Below are 16719 nucleotides of genomic sequence, written 5' to 3'. Positions count from 1 at the left end.
GGGAATGTGGGGGAGAGACGTTTAGCTGGGGATGCATTGCCGCTTTCTCTCATTTCTGCTGCTGGCCCTGGGGCTGCAGGCCCAGACATCCGCGCCTCCACCTCCTTTGACGGAGTATCAGGGCCGAATAATCGCCCAAACGATGCACTGGCAGGGCGCGGGCTGGCTGATCCGGCACAAGCGGGACCGGGAGGAGGCGACGCTGCGGATGCGTGAGGAACTGAAACTGAAGCCCGGCATGGCCGTGTGCGACATGGGCAGCGGCAATGGCTACCACACGCTGCCGATGGCCGAGGCGGTGGGGAAGGACGGCAAGGTGTATGCCGTGGAGGTGCAGCCGGAGATGATCGAGATGCTGAAAAAAAGGGCGGAGGCCAAGGGCATCACGAACATCGTCAGCATCATCGGCGAAATGCACGATCCCATGCTGCCGGAGGCTTCATGCGATCTGGTGCTACTGGTGGATGTGTATCACGAGTTTTCCCACCCGGAGCAGATGCTCTCAGGCATTCGCAAGGCGCTGAAGCCGGACGGCGTGGTGGTGCTGGTGGAATTCCGAGCCGAGGACGACAGCGTGCCGATCAAGCCCGAGCACAAGATGACGAAGGCGCAGATCAACAAGGAGCTAGTGAGCAATGGCTTCAAGCTGGTGCGGGAATTCGATGAACTGCCCTGGCAGCACATGATGTTTTTTGGGCTGGCCAAGGAGTGACCGTGTTCCAGGGCAGCGGGTGGATTTGCTAAGCTTGCGGGCGGCGGCGCGTTTTGAGAGGATACCGACATGAATTCCCACCTGTTCATTCCTGGCGCGGCTGTCTTCCTGTGCAGTGCCCTGGGGGCGACAGCAGCGGAGACGGCTTTCTTTGAGAGCAAGATCCGGCCCGTGCTGGTGAAGCACTGCTATGAATGCCACTCGGCTGAATCTGGCAAAGCCAAAGGCGGGCTGCTGGTGGATACGAAACAGGGGCTGCTGAGCGGCGGTGATACGGGTCCGGCCATTGTGCCGGGAGAGCCGGGCAAGAGCCTGCTGCTGAAGGCGATGCGGCATGAAGATCCGGACCTGGCAATGCCGCCCAAAGGCCCGGCACTGGCCAAGGCGGTGGCGGCGGACTTTGAAACCTGGATCCGGGAGGGGGCCGCGGACCCACGGATCTCGTCGGCCCCAGTCGCTGAAAGACCTCCGGTGGATGTGGAATCGGGGAGGAAATTCTGGAGCTACCAAAAGCCGCAGACACCCCAGTCGCCGGAGGTGAAAAACCAGGACTGGCCACGAAGGGAGCTGGACCGCCACATCCTTGCGAAGCTGGAAAAGGAAGGCCTGTCCCCTTCCCCGGATGCGACCCCGGCCGTGCTGCTGCGGCGGCTGCACCTGGACCTGACCGGACTGCCGCCGACGCCTGGGGAGACGAACGCATTTGTCAAAGCCTGGGCGCAAGAAGAAGGACGCGAGGCCCTGCTGGCCACCACCGTGGACGGGCTGCTGAAGAGCCCACGATTCGCCGAGCGCTGGGCACGCCACTGGCTGGATGTGGCCCGGTTTGCCGAATCCAACGGGAGGGAGTCGAATCTCGTCTTTCCCCATGCGTGGCGTTACCGCGACTATGTGGTGGATGCCATCCAGGCCGACAAGCCGTATGACCGGTTCATCACCGAACAGATCGCCGGAGATCTGCTGCCAGCCAAGGATGACGCGGAACGGGCGCAGTTGCTCATTGCCACCGGTTTCCTGGCCATGGGTGCGAAGGGGCTGAATGAGATGAGCAAGGCCCAATTTGCGACGGATTTGGCGGATGAACAACTGGATACGGTGGCCCGTGCGGTAACGGCCAGTTCAGTCGCCTGCGCACGCTGTCATGATCATAAGAGCGAGCCCTTCAGCATGGAGGACTACTATGCGCTGGCGGGCATTTTCCAAAGCACGCGCACGCATTACGGCACCTGGATTGATTCGGAAAACAACAACGGCAGCAGCCTGATCCGCCTGCCGGATCTGCCAGGGCAATTGATACCGAACAAGTCCGTCACAGCAGCCCGAGTGGCGCAACTGAAGGCGGATCGTGCGAAGCTGGATGCCGAGGAAAAAGCGCAGAACGACTACATGGCCAAAGCGCGGCTGGAGGGCAAGGATATCAGCAGCGAGGGCTTCGAGCTTTTGCGCAACGTCATCCGCATCCTATGGTCACGCGGGGGCATAGACGGGCAACTGATGACCGTGGATGAGGATGGGAGCGCCCTGCCTTTGTGCATGGGGGTGGAAGAGGCGGCCAAGATCCGGGATGCGCAGTTGCTCAATCGCGGAGAAATCGGCCAGCCCGTGAAAGCGGTGAAGCGCGGATTTCCGGCGGTGTTTGAGGTGCCGCAAGCGGCCCCAGGGAGCGGCCGCAGTGGCCGCCTGGAACTGGCCCAATGGTTGACGAATCCGGCGCACCCGCTCACTTCCCGTGTCATCGCCAACCGCGTGTGGCGGCATCTTTTTGGCGTGGGGCTGGTGCGGACGGCGGACAACTTTGGCTACAGTGGCGAAAGGCCCTCACACCCTGAGCTGCTGGATGCGCTGGCCCAACAAATGATGCAACAAGGCTGGTCGCTCAAGGCCATGGTGCGTGAGATCGCCCTGTCACGCAGCTACCGGCAGTCATCGGATTTCCGGGAGGACTGTTTTGAAAAGGACCCGGACAACCGCCTGCTGTGGCGGGCGCACAAACGGCGGCTGGATGCCGAGGTGATCCGTGACTCCATGCTCGCTGTTTCCGGAGAGCTGGATCTCAGCCGCCGCCCGGGATCGCTGGTCACGGAATTTGCCGGCCAGTCCGTCTCCCTGATCGGCTTTAACCAGGCCCTGCCGGCCGATCTGGACGGCAGCGTGCGGAGGTCCATTTACCTGCCGGTGGTGCGCGATCATCTGCCGGATGTGCTGGAGCTTTTTGACTTTGCGGAGCCCACGCTGGTGACCGGACATCGAGATGTGACCAACGTGCCGATGCAGGCGCTCTACCTGATGAACGGGCCATGGGTGCAGCAGCGTGCTGCCGCGCTGGCGCGCAGGGTGATGCAGGAAAAACCGACCCTGGAAGAGCAGCAGCGGCGTGCTTTTGTGCTGTGCTACAACCGCCCGCCCGACCCGCAGGAGAAGAAGCTGACGGAGCGCTTTTTTCAAACGGTGCGAGGCAGCATCGAGGGCAGGCCGGAAGTGGACGCCCCCACACTGCTGGCGCTTTATTGCCAATCGCTGCTGGCCGGGGCGGAGTTCCGCTATGTGGACTGAAGGACCTTTTCTGCTGAAAGCCATCCATCTGCCCAAATTGATCTCGTCCAGGTTCATCGGGCCGGCGTAACCTGCGCCATGCCTCAGCATTCCACCGTCATTCATTGGTTCCGCCGCGATCTCCGGCTGATGGACAACACCGCACTCCATCACGCCGCGAAAGACGGGGTCCAAGTGGTGCCTGTCTATGTGCTGAGCGAGTGGAAGAGCCATCACGGCTGGACAGGCCCGGGACGGCAGCAGTTTCTGTGCGGTTGTCTGGAGTCCCTGAGCAAGAACTTGGAGTCCTTGGGCAGCCGGCTCATCCTGCGCTGTGGGCGGGCCGATGAAGAGCTGGAAAAGCTGATCCGGGAGACGGAGGCCAAGGCCGTGTATTTTAATCGCGACTACGATCCCTATGGGCGTGAGATGGAAAAGAAGGTGCAGGAGGTGTGTCGGCGCATCGGCATTGAGTGCCACAGCTACAAAGACCGGGTGCTGCATGAGGCCGATGAAGTGCTGACTGGCAGCGGGGGGCAGTATCGAGTTTACACCCCGTATTCCCGCAACTGGCTGGGACTGGACAAAACCGCGACGCAGGGAAAACTCGGCAGCCTGGGGACCGCCCCCTCCGAGAAGGTGAAAAGCCTGCCGCTGCCAACGCTGGAACACTGGCAGCTTCCAGAAAATACGGCCCACCTTCCCGCCCCTGGAGAGCGTGCAGCCCGCGAGCGGATGAAGACCTTCATCGAGAACCGCACCCTGCACAGCTATGCGCAGAAGCGGAACATTCCGGCAGGCACCACGACCTCACGGCTGGGCCAAGATTTGCGCTTTGGGCTCATCTCGATTCGCGAGCTCTTTTCACGCTGCCAGAGTGCGGCCGCCCAGGCCACGACAGCGGACGCCCGCACCTCCATTGAAACCTACATCAAGGAACTAGCTTGGCGTGAATTTTACCTGGCCATTCTCTGGCATTACCCGACGGTGTTTGACGAGGAATTTGCCCCGGAATTTCGTGGCATGCCCTGGCCCGGTTCCGATGAGCACTTCCTGGCCTGGAGCCAGGGGCGGACGGGATTCCCCATCGTGGATGCCGGCATGCGCGAGCTGCTGGCCACAGGTTTCATGCATAACCGGGTGCGCATGATCGTCTCCATGTTTCTCACCAAGGATCTCCACTGTCACTGGCGGCTGGGGGAGAGCTTTTTCATGCAGCACCTTCTGGATGGCGAAAACGCCAGCAACAATGGCGGCTGGCAATGGAGCGCGGGAACAGGCGCGGATGCCGCCCCTTACTTCCGCATTCAGAATCCATGGACCCAGACGAAGAGCTATGACCCGGAAGGCACTTACATACGCACCTGGGTGCCAGAACTGAAAGGCGTGTCCCCGGAGAAATTTCTAGCTCCGCCCAAAGACAACCGGGCCATCGCGCCCGGCTATCCGCTGCCGATGGTGGATCACTCCACGGAGCGCGACCGCACGCTCGCCATCTTTGCCAAGCATCGCGGCAAGTGACCGACACCTAACCAATGATGGTATTATCGCTCTTCTGAGTTCAGCGTCCTTTGTCGAGGACATCAGGAGTGATGACCACGGGCAGCTTCAGGGGGCTGGTGACGGCCCCGTCCTTGGTCTCATAATGGAAGACACGGACAGGCGGCTTGCCACTCTTGCCCGTGAGGACAAAAAAGTCGAGCTGCAGCAGCCGCGTCTCGCTTTCGGGCAACTCGGTCGGCTTAACAATGAGTGAGACATCATTGGCCCCATTTTTGAGTCCGCCAATGACGAAGAGCTTCTCGGCATGGTCCTGCATGATGGGATAATCAAAACCATTGATTCTCATGCGAGCCTCGTAACCAAAGGACTGGAGCGTGCAGCCCGCCACATTTTCCGGCACCTCACAGAGAGCTGGAACGGCAGGTGCCTTGCCCGGTGGCGTGAACTCCGGGTAGTTAAGAAAGTCCATCGGCCCAGAGCCTTTCAACTGAGCAATGAGATCGGCCTGGCCCAGCAGCTTGAGGACTTTGCTGCTATCAAAACGCCAGGTGCCGTTCTCATTGAAGAACTTCAGCATGAGGACGCTTTCAGGGATTTGCCCAGGCTCACCCCCCAGGTCCACCTTGCCGAAGTATAACGTGTGCGCCGTGTCACCCACAGCATCTGCCTCCAGCAGGCGAAGGCTTGAAATGTCAGGCGGATCCAGAGGCACGGCAAAGACCGCATCAGGAAAAGACTGCCGCTGGCTGACGATGAGATTCCGAGTCACCACCTGACGGTAACGGGTGATGGATGCCGCCCAGGCGCGTGCATCTTTCGCAAGCATGGCCGCACGCCAGGTCTGGTAAGCACGGTCAAGTTTGGAGCGTAAAGCAGGATCTTGGGCAGCGGCCTGCCCCGTGAAGATCAGGATTAAAAAAAGGCAGAGAAGACGCACAAAAGTGTTCACGGGGGGAGTGTGGCAGATTTTAGGGAGGCTTGGCACGCAAATACATCCTGAATGGAGGCTCCAAGCTAGGAAAAGATGTTGCCGGATCGAGTATTTTTGCAAGAGTCACGTTTCTGCCACACGCAATCATGGAATCACCCGGCGAAGGTCATCAACGAACACTCCCACTCGACCGAAATCGGGAACTCCTCAAATCTGCTCGCGAAGAGATCTACAAGACCGTCGGCGACATCAGCCTGCCTGTGTACATCTGGGAACCGAATGCAGACAAGACACCGCCTTATCCAAAATCGGTGGCGGCTTTCTTTTTTAGCAGCGGGTGGGACAATGGCCAGATCGCGCAGTTTGCGCCGCACTGTGTTTACTTCGCCTCGCGCGGCATGATGACGATGGCCTTTGACTATCGCATCACGCACAGAAATCGTGGCGGTCCGTTGGAAGCGATTGCGGATGCACGGTCTGCCATGCGTTGGATCCGACTCAATGCAGTGGAGCTAGGTATCAATCCGGGCAAGATCGTCGGCATCGGCGGCAGTGGCGGTGCCCATGCCATCACCTCCTCCGCGATGCTCAGCGGCTTTGATGATCCTTCGGACATTCTGGACAGCAGCCCCGCGCCGAATGCGCTGGCCCTGTTCAATCCCGTGCTGGACACTTCCAAAAAAGGCTTTGGCCTGGACCGCTTCCCCGATGCAGGCGTGGCCAAGGATGCCAACCTCATCCGCGCCATCCGCCCCGGTCTGCCCCCCATGCTGATCATGCATGGCACGGCCGACCGTGTGGTCCCCTTTGCCGGGACCTATGAGTTCGCGAAAAAGTCCTCCAAGAAAAAGAACTTCTGCCGCCTCATCGAATTCGAAGGCCAGGGACACGGGTTCTTTAACTTCAACCTCTCCTTTGAGATGTATGAAGCCACCCTCATGGCCATGGACGAGTTTTTTGTGGAACTCGGATTCCTGGAACCCGACCCAGAAGCGGGCCTGGGCAAAGTGGACTGAGCGGGCTAGCTTTTCTGCCAGGACTGTCACCTGCCGAGGGCGAATTTCTGCGCCTGAATTGTTCAGGGTGAAGGTTTACCGCTTGAACCGGGCAGCGACGCACGTTTAAAGCAGCTACTGCATGATTTTAGCTGCCTTGCCCGAACCCAGTCCCTTTGGAGATGTCCTGATGGCCTTTCTGAGCATTCTTTTCGAAGGTGCTCCCTACATCATGATCGGCACCCTGCTTTCAGGACTGATTGATGCCTTTTTGCCCGCCAAGCTCCTGGAGCGGGTACTGCCCAAAAACAAGGTATTGTCCACCCTGATGGCAGGCTTTCTGGGTCTGATCTTTCCCGTCTGCGAATGCGCGGTGGTGCCGGTGATTCGGCGGCTGGTGAAAAAGGGGCTGCCGCTTTCCTGTGCGCTCTCATACATGCTGTCCGCGCCGATCATGAACCCCATCGTGGCGGTGAGTACGCTGACGGCTTTCAAGGAATTCGAAAAAGTGACCGGCTGGGCCACCATCGGCAATGCCACCATGACCATCTCACGGCTGGCCCTGGGCTACCTGGTGGCCGTCACCATCGGTCTCATCGTCCTGCGCTTCAAACCCGCCCAAGTGCTGAAATCCAGCATCGCCCAGGACATCGAGGACTCCGCTGCAGAAAATGCCCACGGGCACGCGCCGAAGGCCAGCTTCAATGCCCGTCTGGTGCACGCCTTCCGCACCGCGATGGGTGACTTCCTGGATACCGGGATGTACTTCACCATCGGGGTCATCATCACCTCCGTCTTCAATACGCAGGTGGACCAGAGCCTGCTGGATAGCGTGGCAGGCAATGAACTGGCCGCCATTCCGTCCATCATGGGGCTGGCCTTCGTATTGTCACTATGCAGCACGTCGGATGCCTTCATCGCCGCGCCTATGGCGTCCTTCTCCATGGCGGCCAAACTGGCCTTCCTGGTCTTTGGCCCAATGATGGACATCAAGCTGATGTTCATGTACGCTGCCGTATTCAAACGCCGCATGGTCATCGCCATGCTGCTCGGCACGTTCATCCTCATCGCGCTGCTTTCCGGGCCGATGATGCTTTTCGTCACCGATCCCCGCGCCTTTCCTGAAAAATTCTGGGAGCTTATCACCGCTCCGTTTGCCGCTTTTCCTTCCAAGTAATCTCAGCCTTCAGCCCATTCTCATCCCATGAGCGGAACCCGCACTTTCACCCATCTCATCAGCATTGCTCTGCTGCTCCTCTGGAGCGCCGTGCTGCTGTATTTCCATTACTCGGGCCGTGTGAACGAGTACCTCCCGGGCGACGGCATCTTCCGTCCGATGGTTTTGTACACGGGCATCGGCCTGGCCATCATGGGCCTGTTCAATCTGCTGACCATGGGGTCCGAAGTCGCCGGCTGCGAAGGCCACGACCATGGGGCAGGCGGCTGTGGTCACGACCACGACAAGGACTGCGGCCATGATCACTCCAAAGAAGCCAAAAGCGGCTGCGGGCATGATCATGACCACAAACACGAGCATGTGCATCATGAAGGTTGCGGGCATGACCATGGCCACGTGCATCATGAAGGCTGTGGGCACGATCACGCACATGACCAGGCTCATCATGAAGGCTGCGGCCATGACCACGCACACGCCCATGGCGGTGATCATGATCACGGTCATGCGGCCAAATCCGGCTGCGGCCATGATCATAGCCACGACCATGTACACGCGCCGCACGACCATCACGGCCACGGCATCCTGGAAGAAAGCGGGTGGACTGGCAGGCTGGTGGCCATCCTGATCCTGGCAGCCCCCATTACCTGGGCGGCCATCAAATCACCCGACCGCTACAGTGCCAATGCGGTGATGAATAAAGGGGTGTATAACCAAAATTACAACTCTACCGCACGGGCTGATGAATTCACCCTGCGTGGGGACGGCTCCAAACCGAGCCGTGCGGCCCCCAAGCCGGTGCCGATGCCCGACACTCCCCTGCCCGCTCCTGACAAATTTAATGATCCCGAAGCCGTAGCTAAGGCCTCCTCAGCTCCACCGAAGGAAGCCCAGAGCTATGGCAGCTTCACCCTGGAAGACCTCAAGCAGCAGATCGAGCAAAACAGCAAAGGCGAATTTGTCCTTCAGGTGCCGGAGATCTACTACACCGGCGGCGACCTGGAAGTGCAGCGTGTGATCACGGGCCAGCCGATCGAGACGACCGCCCAGGTGCTGCCTGAAAAGGTGAACAATGCCGACGGCCACCGCCTGCGCATCTTCCGCATGCTGGTGCAGTGCTGCGCGGCGGATGCCCGCCCCTACTCGGTGCCTGTGGACTTTGGCAAAAAGGCACCCGACTTCAAAGAAATGACCTGGGTGAAAATCTCCGGCATCATGAGCTATGAGAAGGATGGCGACCAGACCATCCCAGTCATCAAAGCCACGAGCATTGAAGAGACCACCGCCCCCGATAACACGATGATCTACTGATCACCTGCAGGGCACGATTCCTAACCACAAAAATCCCCGGCCATTCTTTGCAATGACCGGGGATTTTTTTGTGATCAAGGTTTGGCAGGAACGGCAGCCGCCTGGACCTTGGTTTTGTTTTTTGCCCAGTCTGGGTTGGGCGCAGCCTCCCACACCTTGAGATGGCGCACACTGCCCTCGACACCCATGACAAACATGAGACTGTGCTTTTCACGGTCAATCAAGTCGTGGCTGCCGGTGAGACTTTGGCCATCCACCGTGCCGACCATTTCATTGCCCAGCACCTCAAAGACAACCGTGTGCCATTCATCGAGTTTGAGAGGCACTTTGGCAGCACCCAGCGGGACGGATTTGTCAGGGCCAGCATGGTCGTTGTCATCCTTGGTGATGCGAAAGCCGCCTTCATTCATGTGAATGCTGCAGACGTAGTCTTTGGCATCCACGGTGCGCACGCTGAGGCTGCGATACTTGCGGCCAGCCAGCGGCACATTGTTCATGCGCACCTCACATTGGATGACGACGTTCTTGTAAAGAAAGCCATAAGAGGCCGTGGCCGGGTGCTTCACCTCCGCCGTTTCGCGACCCGTGAACACGCCATTTTCCACGGCCCACTTGCCACCGCGAGGCACGGCATTCCAGCGCCAGCCGGAAAAGCCCGAGGCAAATCCGTTCGACTTGCCATCGAAGGGTTTCAGCGGCTGCGAAAAGTTCTGGTCCACCAGCAGCTTGCCACGAGTGGTCATGAGGGTGGGTTGATCCTCCAAGGCCAAAGCCGTGAGGGTGGTCAGCGAAAACGCGAGGATGCAAAACAGTTTTGTCATGGGCGAAAGGACCAACGTCCGAAGCGGCCCAAATATGACGAAGAATGCGCAGATCCCTGAGCAGCCCTTTTCAGCCTAAAAACGGGAATGAGAAGTATCTTTTTCCTTGCGGTGCAGCCGCCCGAGGGGAGCGCGGAGACTCTTCTCCGCAAATCGAAACAAGATGCGGCGCAGCCGTCACACTATTCAATGAAGGTGACGAACCAACACATCTTCTTCCATTCAAGACGCTTTGTGAGTTAGGCGACTTCGTCGTATGGTTTTAGGATGCGGTCAAGAGTGACCACGCTCCTCTCAATGCCATATCACCCGCAGGGTGAGCTGCCCAAGTCAACGTTTTGCCCACCCTCAGCCCATTGCGCAGATATCCTGGATCTCCGACAACTTTTCCATTTCCGTTTTTAACGATTAGCTCCTGCCCGCAAGCAGCACCGCCATCGTTTGTTAGGCTACAATCCGCCGTCTGTCAGGATTATCCAGCTTCAGGGTTTCGGCAGCAGGCCCAGCGATGCGAGGAAGGCATCGCTGCGGGCCAGGGTATCGTCCAGCAGGGTACGGTCGCGCATGAGGTAGCCGTGGACGCCGCCTTCATTGACGACGAGTTCGCTGCGGTTGCCCAGCTTTTGCATGGATTCATGAAAAGCCTTGGCTCCGGCGAAGGGAGTCACCGTATCGCCCGTGCCATGGAAGGTGAGGGTGGGAGGCACCCCGGCTCGCACATGGTGAACGGGAGAGATTTCGTGCCAGCGGTCGCCGATTTTGGCCTGGCCATAACCTTCCTTAGAGCAGTCAATCACGGGAAACAGAAGCACCAGCGCATTAGGCCGGGGCGAGACGGAGAGGTCTTCCCCCTCTTCATTCACCCCGTCAAAGAGGGCGGTGGCTACAGCCAGGTGACCACCGGCGGAGCCACCACTGACGATGATTTTCTGGGGATCAATGCCGAACTCCTGGGCATGGGCACGGAGGTAGCGGATGGCACTGCGCGCGTCTTTGACGCAGTCAAAAACCGTCAGGCCGGCCTTGGCCTGATGCAGGCGGTACTGCACGCTGATGCCCACCAGCCCCTGCTTCATGTAATGCGCGGCAAAGGGGTACATGCGCTGCGGGTTGCCACCGGTCCAGCCACCGCCATGAATGCTGACAAAACAGGGCCGCGTATCGGTGGCCTTGTGGCCCTCTGGCTCAAAGACGTGCAAGGCAAGCTCGCGGTCGCCGACTTTCTTGTAAACGACCGTCCGGGACGGGGCAAGTTTGGCCGCCAGCTCATCCACAGGGTCCGGCTTTTTGGTCTGCGCATTCAGCGATGGCAAAGCCAGGGCAACAAGGGTCAGCAAAAGAAAGAGGCGGGTCATGACAGGACCGAGTAAACGCAAGGATGGGCCGCAGCTTGCGAGAGAAAAATGCCCGCGAAGAGGTGAGTAACCTCTGGCGGGCATGAACGGGTTCCGAGGATACTTTTGGGATGGGTCAGGCCCGGACCATGGCCGGCTCCGGATACTCAAACGTGCGACCTTCAAAGTTGCGGATGAGCGTGCGCTGCTCATCCCGAAGAAGGACGTAGTCGGGGTTCACGGGCACCTTGCCACCGCCGCCGGGGGCATCAATGACGAACTGCGGCACGCCGTACCCGGTGGTGTGGCCGCGAAGCTGCTCGATGATTTCCACGCCGGTATTGACGCTGGCACGGAGGTGGGAGCTGCCCTGAATGAGGTCGCACTGATAAAGGTAATACGGACGCACACGGCACATGAGCAGCTTGTGAACGAGCGACTTCATGACATTGGCATCGTCATTGACGCCGCGCAGCAGAACGCTCTGATTGCCGAGGGGCACACCGTGGTTGGCCAGCATTTCCAGGCCAGTCTTCACCTCGGTGGTGAGCTCGCGCGGATGGTTAGTATGGATGCTGAGCCAGAGGGGGTGATACTTTTGCAACATCTGGCAGAGCTCCGGCGTGATGCGCTGGGGCAGGAAGATGGGGACGCGGCTGCCGATGCGCAGAAACTCGATATGGGGAATGGAGCGGAGACGCTTGAGGATGGCCTCCAGCTTCCCATCGCTGAACAGCAGCGGGTCACCGCCGCTGAGCAGCACGTCGCGGACTTCGTCGTGTTTTTCGAGGTAACGGAAGACGGCTTCGTAGTCGGTGTGCAGTTCCTGCTCGCCCACACCGCTGACGACACGGCTGCGGGTGCAGTAGCGGCAGTAGCTGGCGCAGCGGTCCGTCACCAGGAAGAGGACGCGGTCTGGGTAACGATGCACCAGCCCAGGGACAGGCATGTGGCTATCTTCCCCACAGGGATCGGCCATTTCATCCGGATCTTCCCAGGTTTCCTCAATCCGGGGAATGACCTGACGACGGATGGGATCCTCGATGTCATCCGGATCGATCAGATTAAAATAGTGTGGCGTGATGGCCATGGCCAGCTTGTTGCCACTGAGGAGAACGCCGGCGCGCTCCTCGTCCGTGAGGGTGATGTGCTCTTCCAGTCCGGCGAGGGTGGTCACCCGGTTGCGGAGCTGCCAGGCGGATGAATTCCAGTCCTGGGGGGCTATTTTTTTTTCCTTCCAAAAGCCGGGGGCGTGAGAGCGGAATTCCTTCTCCGGGAGCAGGGGGGGCGGCGTGCGCATTGAAGTGATGATTGGTAAGAGGTTACGCCTCTAGATTTCGGCGTGTCAAACTTGTTGCTGAAAAAGATCGGGAAGAATGGACGTTTGGGCAGAATCTTTATTCCTCCCAGGCGGCCTGAATTCTTCTTGGCTCTGGATTCGCAGGGCTCTATCCTTTTGGTCCCCCATGAAAAAGAGTCCTTCACTGGTCAGCTTGATTTCCCAGACGTTTGGCCCGGCTGTGATTGCCTTTGCGACACTGCTGCCATGGCCTGCCCCTGTGAAGGCTGCCGACCAGAACTGGATTCCGGCCAATTTGAACAATGACTGGAGCCTAACGGCCCCTAACTGGGATGCAGCCCTGCCCTGGACCAACGGGAACAATGCCATTTTCGGCGGCACCGGAGAAATCGTGGAGATCGCCAGCGACCTGACCGTGGGCAACCTGACCTTCAACAGCAACGGCTACATCATCGCCGATGCCAATAGCGACAGCCTTTTCTACCTCACCAGCAGCAGCGTGATCACGACGGCTGCGGGCGTGACGGCGACCATCAGCGAGGCGATTAACGCAGGGGCCATCACCAAGGAAGGCACCGGGACACTGGTGCTTTCGGGGGCAAACCTGTTTTCCGGAAATGTCCTGATCAATGCCGGACGGCTGAGCCTGGCTAACAATGGAGCCCTGGGAGACAGCACGGGCACCACCACCATCGCGGCTAACGGGCAACTGGAACTGCAAAACGGGGTGACCATCACGGGAGAGACGCTGAACTTGGCAGGCGGAGGCACGGACTTCTTCGGCGGCCTGCGCACGGCGGAAAACGCCACGGCCACCTGGGCAGGAACGGTGAACCTACAGGGAGGTGGGCGACTGGGCAGCCTGGGAGGCGGGGTTCTGAACATTAGCGGCCCCATCCAAAACGGCAACACGGGGAACCTCGTCATCTCGGCCACCACCTCCGCCGCAGGCCTGGGCACGGTGCGGATCTCTGGCACGGGCAACACCTACAACGGCAGCACCACCGTCTTCCGCGGGCGCTTGCAACTGGGGGCCACGGATGCACTACCGACGGGCACCACCCTGGACCTGGACTCCACCTCCGCGATCGAAGACTCCGTGTTCGATCTCAATGGCTTCAATCAGACCTTGGGCGGGTTGACACGCTCCGGCGCCGCCGCTGGGACAGGCGGCAGCTTCATCACCAACAGCAGCAGCACCGAGGCCCGGCTGACGGTGAATCAAAGCGCTATCACTACCTTCAGCGGCATCCTTCAGGATGGCACAGGTGTACTTGGCCTCACCAAGTCAGGCACAGGCGGCCTCACCCTCTCCGGCAACAACACTTACACGGGCAGCACGATCCTTTCAGCTATCGCCAACAATGAACTCGTGGTGGCCAGCAACACCGCTCTGGGCAGCACGGCAGGTGGCACCACGGTGGGGTCAGGCGCGCGTGTGACTCTGGCGAATGGCATTGTCGTGACCGGGGAAACCATCTCAATCACGGGCACCGGTGGCAACAACAACGGAGCCCTGCAAACCGCCACCGGTGCCACGGCTGAATGGGCAGGAAACATCGTAGCGAGTGGTGCTGAAGCGCGCCTCGGGGGCGGCGCGGGAGGCACGCTGATCGTATCTGGCATCATCAGCGGCGGTGCTACCACCAATATCCTTTACAGCCGGGCCAACAATGGCACCACCGTGCTGAACAACGTCAATACTTACACAGGCGACACGCAGCTTTTTGCCAATAGCGGCGCTGGTGCACGGCTGGTGATGGGGGTGGACAATGCCATCAGTGCCAGCAGCCGGCTTTCCGTCATCGCAACACAGGCCACCGTCAGCATGGCACTGGATCTCAACGGTCATGCATTGACCCTGCGCGGGCTGGACACTGCGGGCAACCACCTGAGTGGAGCCGTCCTATTTGTGGAAAACAACGGGACAGCGCCCGCGACCTTGACTGTTTCGGACAGCACCGGCACTTCCCTGTTTGCAGGGCGGCTGCGCGATGGCAGCGGCGGGCTTTCTCTGGTGAAGAATGGCAACAGTACCCAGACATTCATCGCCGCCCAGACTTACACCGGCAGCACCACGGTGAATGCAGGCACCTTGCAGATCGGCGGAGCGGTTTCTACCTTTGGAGCGAGCGGGGCCCTGGCCTCGACGAACCTCATTCTCAATGGCGGCACCCTCGCACTGGACAATGTGGGGGCCAACAACAACAGCGGCAACCGTCTGGCAGACAATGCCAGCCTCAGCTTCCGTGGGGGCAACTTTGTCTATCGGGGATCCGAGCTCGCCGCATCCACTGAAACGGTGGGCAACTTGGTTCTCGAACCGCGTCGCTCCACCCTAACGGTCAGTTTTGGCGGCAGCCAGAGCGCCACGCTGACGGCCAACCAGTTCACCCGTGCCGCGAATGGCGGTACACTGCTCGTCAATGGTACCAACCTCGGCATGAACAGCGGCACCGCCAGCATCGCCCGCATCCTGCTGACCAATGCCCCAGCCCTGGTGGGAACCACTGCCGCCCTGAATACGGGCATCAATGCAGCGGCCAAAGACACTCAGATCGTGCCCTACCTGTTGGGCGAAGCCGCCATCGGCACGGGCGGCACAGGCACGGCGACCGGTGTGATCAACACCTTTGTGACCTATGATCCCAGCACCGGATTGCGCCCGCTGAACCTGACGGATGAGTTTACCAGCAACGCCTTCACCGCTGGTCACAACACCTACATCACGGCCAACACCTCACTTGGCACCAGCACGTCCATCAATTCCCTGATCGTCAACGGCGCCACGACGACCGTCACCATCAGCTCGGGCCGCACTCTCACCGTGGCCAGCGGGGCGATTCTCTTCTCCGGCGGCACGGGGCTAGCGATCAACGGAGGCACCCTCGCCTTCGGCAACCGCGAAGGCATCGTGACGATCAATTCCGCAGGCAACACCTTCATCACCTCGCTAATCACGGGCACGGCTGGTGTCTCCTACTACGGCACGGGCACCTTGGTGATCAACCAGCAGAATCTTTACAGCGGCAACACCGGCCTGTATGTGGGCACTGTCATCCCGCAAGTGAGCTCTCAGGGAACACCGGGGGCAGCCACCAGTGGTCCTTTTGGCACAGGCACTCTGATTCTTGGCGGTGCAGCCATGCGGGCCAGCAGCGGAGGTGATGTGCTGCTGCACAATGATGTGCGCTTCCAGGCCGATACCACCATCATCAATGGATCCGTGAACCGCACGCTCACTTTCGCTGGGGATGTGACCCTGACTTCCGGCACCCGAACACTGACGCACCAATCCGCCACCAACACGTCCTTCACGGGTGTGATAGACGATGGCGGCCTGGGATATGGATTGACGGTGAATGGCACCAGCAGCGGCTTTGTCATCCTGAGCGGTGACAATACCTACACCGGACCCACGTCCCTCACAGGCAGCACCACCCTGCTGATCAATGGCAACCAAAGCGCGGCCACGGGAGCCATCACGGTCAGTGCCGGGGTGCTGGGCGGCACCGGCACGCTGGGGGGAGCCACCACCATCGGCAACGGTGGCAGTCTGAGCCCCGGTGATCCCGCGACAGCCGGTGGGCTGGGCAGGCTGAACCTGGCGCAGGGCCTCACCCTACAGGCCGGGGCCATGACCACCCTGCAAATCAGCGGAGCCACCTTCACCAGCACGGACTTTTTCGGAGGCAATGCCGTGGGCAGCCCAGGCTACATGAGCTATGTCCTGGCCAATGCCGCCGGACAGGGCAACCACGACCAGCTAAGCATCGCAGGCAGCATCAATCAGGCGACAGGGGCCAAAATCCAGGTCCTACCAGTGAGTTTTGTCCCGGCTGAAGGCCAGATTTTTAACCTGCTGGACTGGGGAGCAGCGACCGGAAACTCCTTCTCCGACAACCTCGGCAGCGCCTACCGCACGGGGGCGGAAGACAACGGCTTTGACCTCGACCTCCCGGACATCTCGGGGAGTGGCCTGAGCTGGGATACCAGCTTATTCGCCAGCCATGGCATCATCGTCGTGATTCCCGAACCCGGCAGGGCCATGCTGGTGCTTCTTGGGCTGGGTGCTCTGGGCCTGCTCCGTCGCCGCCCGTGAAATG

The 16719-nt window shown here is 60.0% G+C and carries 11 protein-coding genes; 7 read left to right on the top strand and 4 right to left on the bottom strand.

The features are described 5' to 3' along the window. The first annotated feature begins 31 nt into the window (after positions 1 to 31). From ABEB25_RS11335 to ABEB25_RS11325, 3 genes are all read left to right on the top strand, one after another. On the top strand, positions 32 to 712 hold the full coding sequence (locus ABEB25_RS11335) for a class I SAM-dependent methyltransferase (protein WP_345736520.1): 681 nt from the start codon (positions 32 to 34) through the stop codon (positions 710 to 712). 69 nt (positions 713 to 781) lie between these two features. Then, positions 782 to 3265, top strand: a complete 2484-nt coding sequence (locus tag ABEB25_RS11330) for a PSD1 and planctomycete cytochrome C domain-containing protein (RefSeq protein ID WP_345736519.1) — start codon at positions 782 to 784, stop codon at positions 3263 to 3265. A gap of 78 nt (positions 3266 to 3343) precedes the next feature. Beyond that, on the top strand, positions 3344 to 4765 hold the full coding sequence (locus tag ABEB25_RS11325; protein ID WP_345736518.1) for a cryptochrome/photolyase family protein: 1422 nt from the start codon (positions 3344 to 3346) through the stop codon (positions 4763 to 4765). 40 nt (positions 4766 to 4805) lie between these two features. Here ABEB25_RS11325 and ABEB25_RS11320 read toward each other — a convergent pair whose 3' ends face one another. Beyond that, positions 4806 to 5573: a hypothetical protein gene (locus tag ABEB25_RS11320; RefSeq protein ID WP_345736517.1), complete on the bottom strand. Its 768-nt coding sequence runs from the start codon at positions 5571 to 5573 to the stop codon at positions 4806 to 4808. Between the two features lie 251 nt (positions 5574 to 5824). Between ABEB25_RS11320 and ABEB25_RS11315 the strand changes: the two genes are divergently transcribed. From ABEB25_RS11315 to ABEB25_RS11305, 3 genes are all read left to right on the top strand, one after another. Beyond that, the gene (locus ABEB25_RS11315) at positions 5825 to 6694 is read left to right on the top strand and encodes an alpha/beta hydrolase (protein ID WP_345736516.1); all 870 of its coding nucleotides are present in this window, start codon (positions 5825 to 5827) and stop codon (positions 6692 to 6694) included. 121 nt (positions 6695 to 6815) lie between these two features. Continuing rightward, the gene (locus ABEB25_RS11310) at positions 6816 to 7850 is read left to right on the top strand and encodes a permease (protein WP_345736515.1); all 1035 of its coding nucleotides are present in this window, start codon (positions 6816 to 6818) and stop codon (positions 7848 to 7850) included. A 27-nt stretch (positions 7851 to 7877) separates the two neighbouring features. Beyond that, the gene (locus ABEB25_RS11305; protein WP_345736514.1) at positions 7878 to 9158 is read left to right on the top strand and encodes a TIGR03943 family putative permease subunit; all 1281 of its coding nucleotides are present in this window, start codon (positions 7878 to 7880) and stop codon (positions 9156 to 9158) included. A 74-nt stretch (positions 9159 to 9232) separates the two neighbouring features. On the opposite strand, the gene ABEB25_RS11300 is transcribed toward ABEB25_RS11305, so the two are convergent. From ABEB25_RS11300 to ABEB25_RS11290, 3 genes are all read right to left on the bottom strand, one after another. Further along, positions 9233 to 9979: a LamG domain-containing protein gene (locus tag ABEB25_RS11300; RefSeq protein ID WP_345736513.1), complete on the bottom strand. Its 747-nt coding sequence runs from the start codon at positions 9977 to 9979 to the stop codon at positions 9233 to 9235. Positions 9980 to 10461: 482 nt separating this feature from the next. After that, a complete protein-coding gene (locus ABEB25_RS11295) occupies positions 10462 to 11334 on the bottom strand; it encodes an alpha/beta hydrolase (RefSeq protein WP_345736512.1) in 873 nt (290 codons plus the stop codon). 115 nt (positions 11335 to 11449) lie between these two features. Beyond that, positions 11450 to 12613 (bottom strand): KamA family radical SAM protein, encoded by a 1164-nt coding sequence (locus tag ABEB25_RS11290; RefSeq protein ID WP_345736511.1) that lies wholly within the window; start codon positions 12611 to 12613, stop codon positions 11450 to 11452. A gap of 166 nt (positions 12614 to 12779) precedes the next feature. On the opposite strand from ABEB25_RS11290, the gene ABEB25_RS11285 reads away from it, so the two are divergent. Further along, a complete protein-coding gene (locus tag ABEB25_RS11285) occupies positions 12780 to 16715 on the top strand; it encodes a beta strand repeat-containing protein (RefSeq protein ID WP_345736510.1) in 3936 nt (1311 codons plus the stop codon). Positions 16716 to 16719: the final 4 nt, after the last annotated feature.

The sequence above is a fragment of the Prosthecobacter algae genome, assembly GCF_039542385.1.
Taxonomy (GTDB): Bacteria; Verrucomicrobiota; Verrucomicrobiia; order Verrucomicrobiales; family Verrucomicrobiaceae; genus Prosthecobacter; species Prosthecobacter algae.
Note: the sequence above shows the minus strand (reverse complement) of the source record. Positions and strands in the feature narration are given on the sequence as shown.

Coding starts and splice junctions, on each gene's coding strand:
- ABEB25_RS11300 (WP_345736513.1), bottom strand. CDS start 9,979: ATGACAAAACTGTTTTGCATCCTCGCGTTTTCGCTGACCACCCTCACG.
- ABEB25_RS11315 (WP_345736516.1), top strand. CDS start 5,825: ATGGAATCACCCGGCGAAGGTCATCAACGAACACTCCCACTCGACCGA.
- ABEB25_RS11310 (WP_345736515.1), top strand. CDS start 6,816: ATGATTTTAGCTGCCTTGCCCGAACCCAGTCCCTTTGGAGATGTCCTG.
- ABEB25_RS11290 (WP_345736511.1), bottom strand. CDS start 12,613: ATGCGCACGCCGCCCCCCCTGCTCCCGGAGAAGGAATTCCGCTCTCAC.
- ABEB25_RS11305 (WP_345736514.1), top strand. CDS start 7,878: ATGAGCGGAACCCGCACTTTCACCCATCTCATCAGCATTGCTCTGCTG.
- ABEB25_RS11335 (WP_345736520.1), top strand. CDS start 32: ATGCATTGCCGCTTTCTCTCATTTCTGCTGCTGGCCCTGGGGCTGCAG.
- ABEB25_RS11325 (WP_345736518.1), top strand. CDS start 3,344: ATGCCTCAGCATTCCACCGTCATTCATTGGTTCCGCCGCGATCTCCGG.
- ABEB25_RS11320 (WP_345736517.1), bottom strand. CDS start 5,573: ATGCTTGCGAAAGATGCACGCGCCTGGGCGGCATCCATCACCCGTTAC.
- ABEB25_RS11295 (WP_345736512.1), bottom strand. CDS start 11,334: ATGACCCGCCTCTTTCTTTTGCTGACCCTTGTTGCCCTGGCTTTGCCA.
- ABEB25_RS11285 (WP_345736510.1), top strand. CDS start 12,780: ATGAAAAAGAGTCCTTCACTGGTCAGCTTGATTTCCCAGACGTTTGGC.
- ABEB25_RS11330 (WP_345736519.1), top strand. CDS start 782: ATGAATTCCCACCTGTTCATTCCTGGCGCGGCTGTCTTCCTGTGCAGT.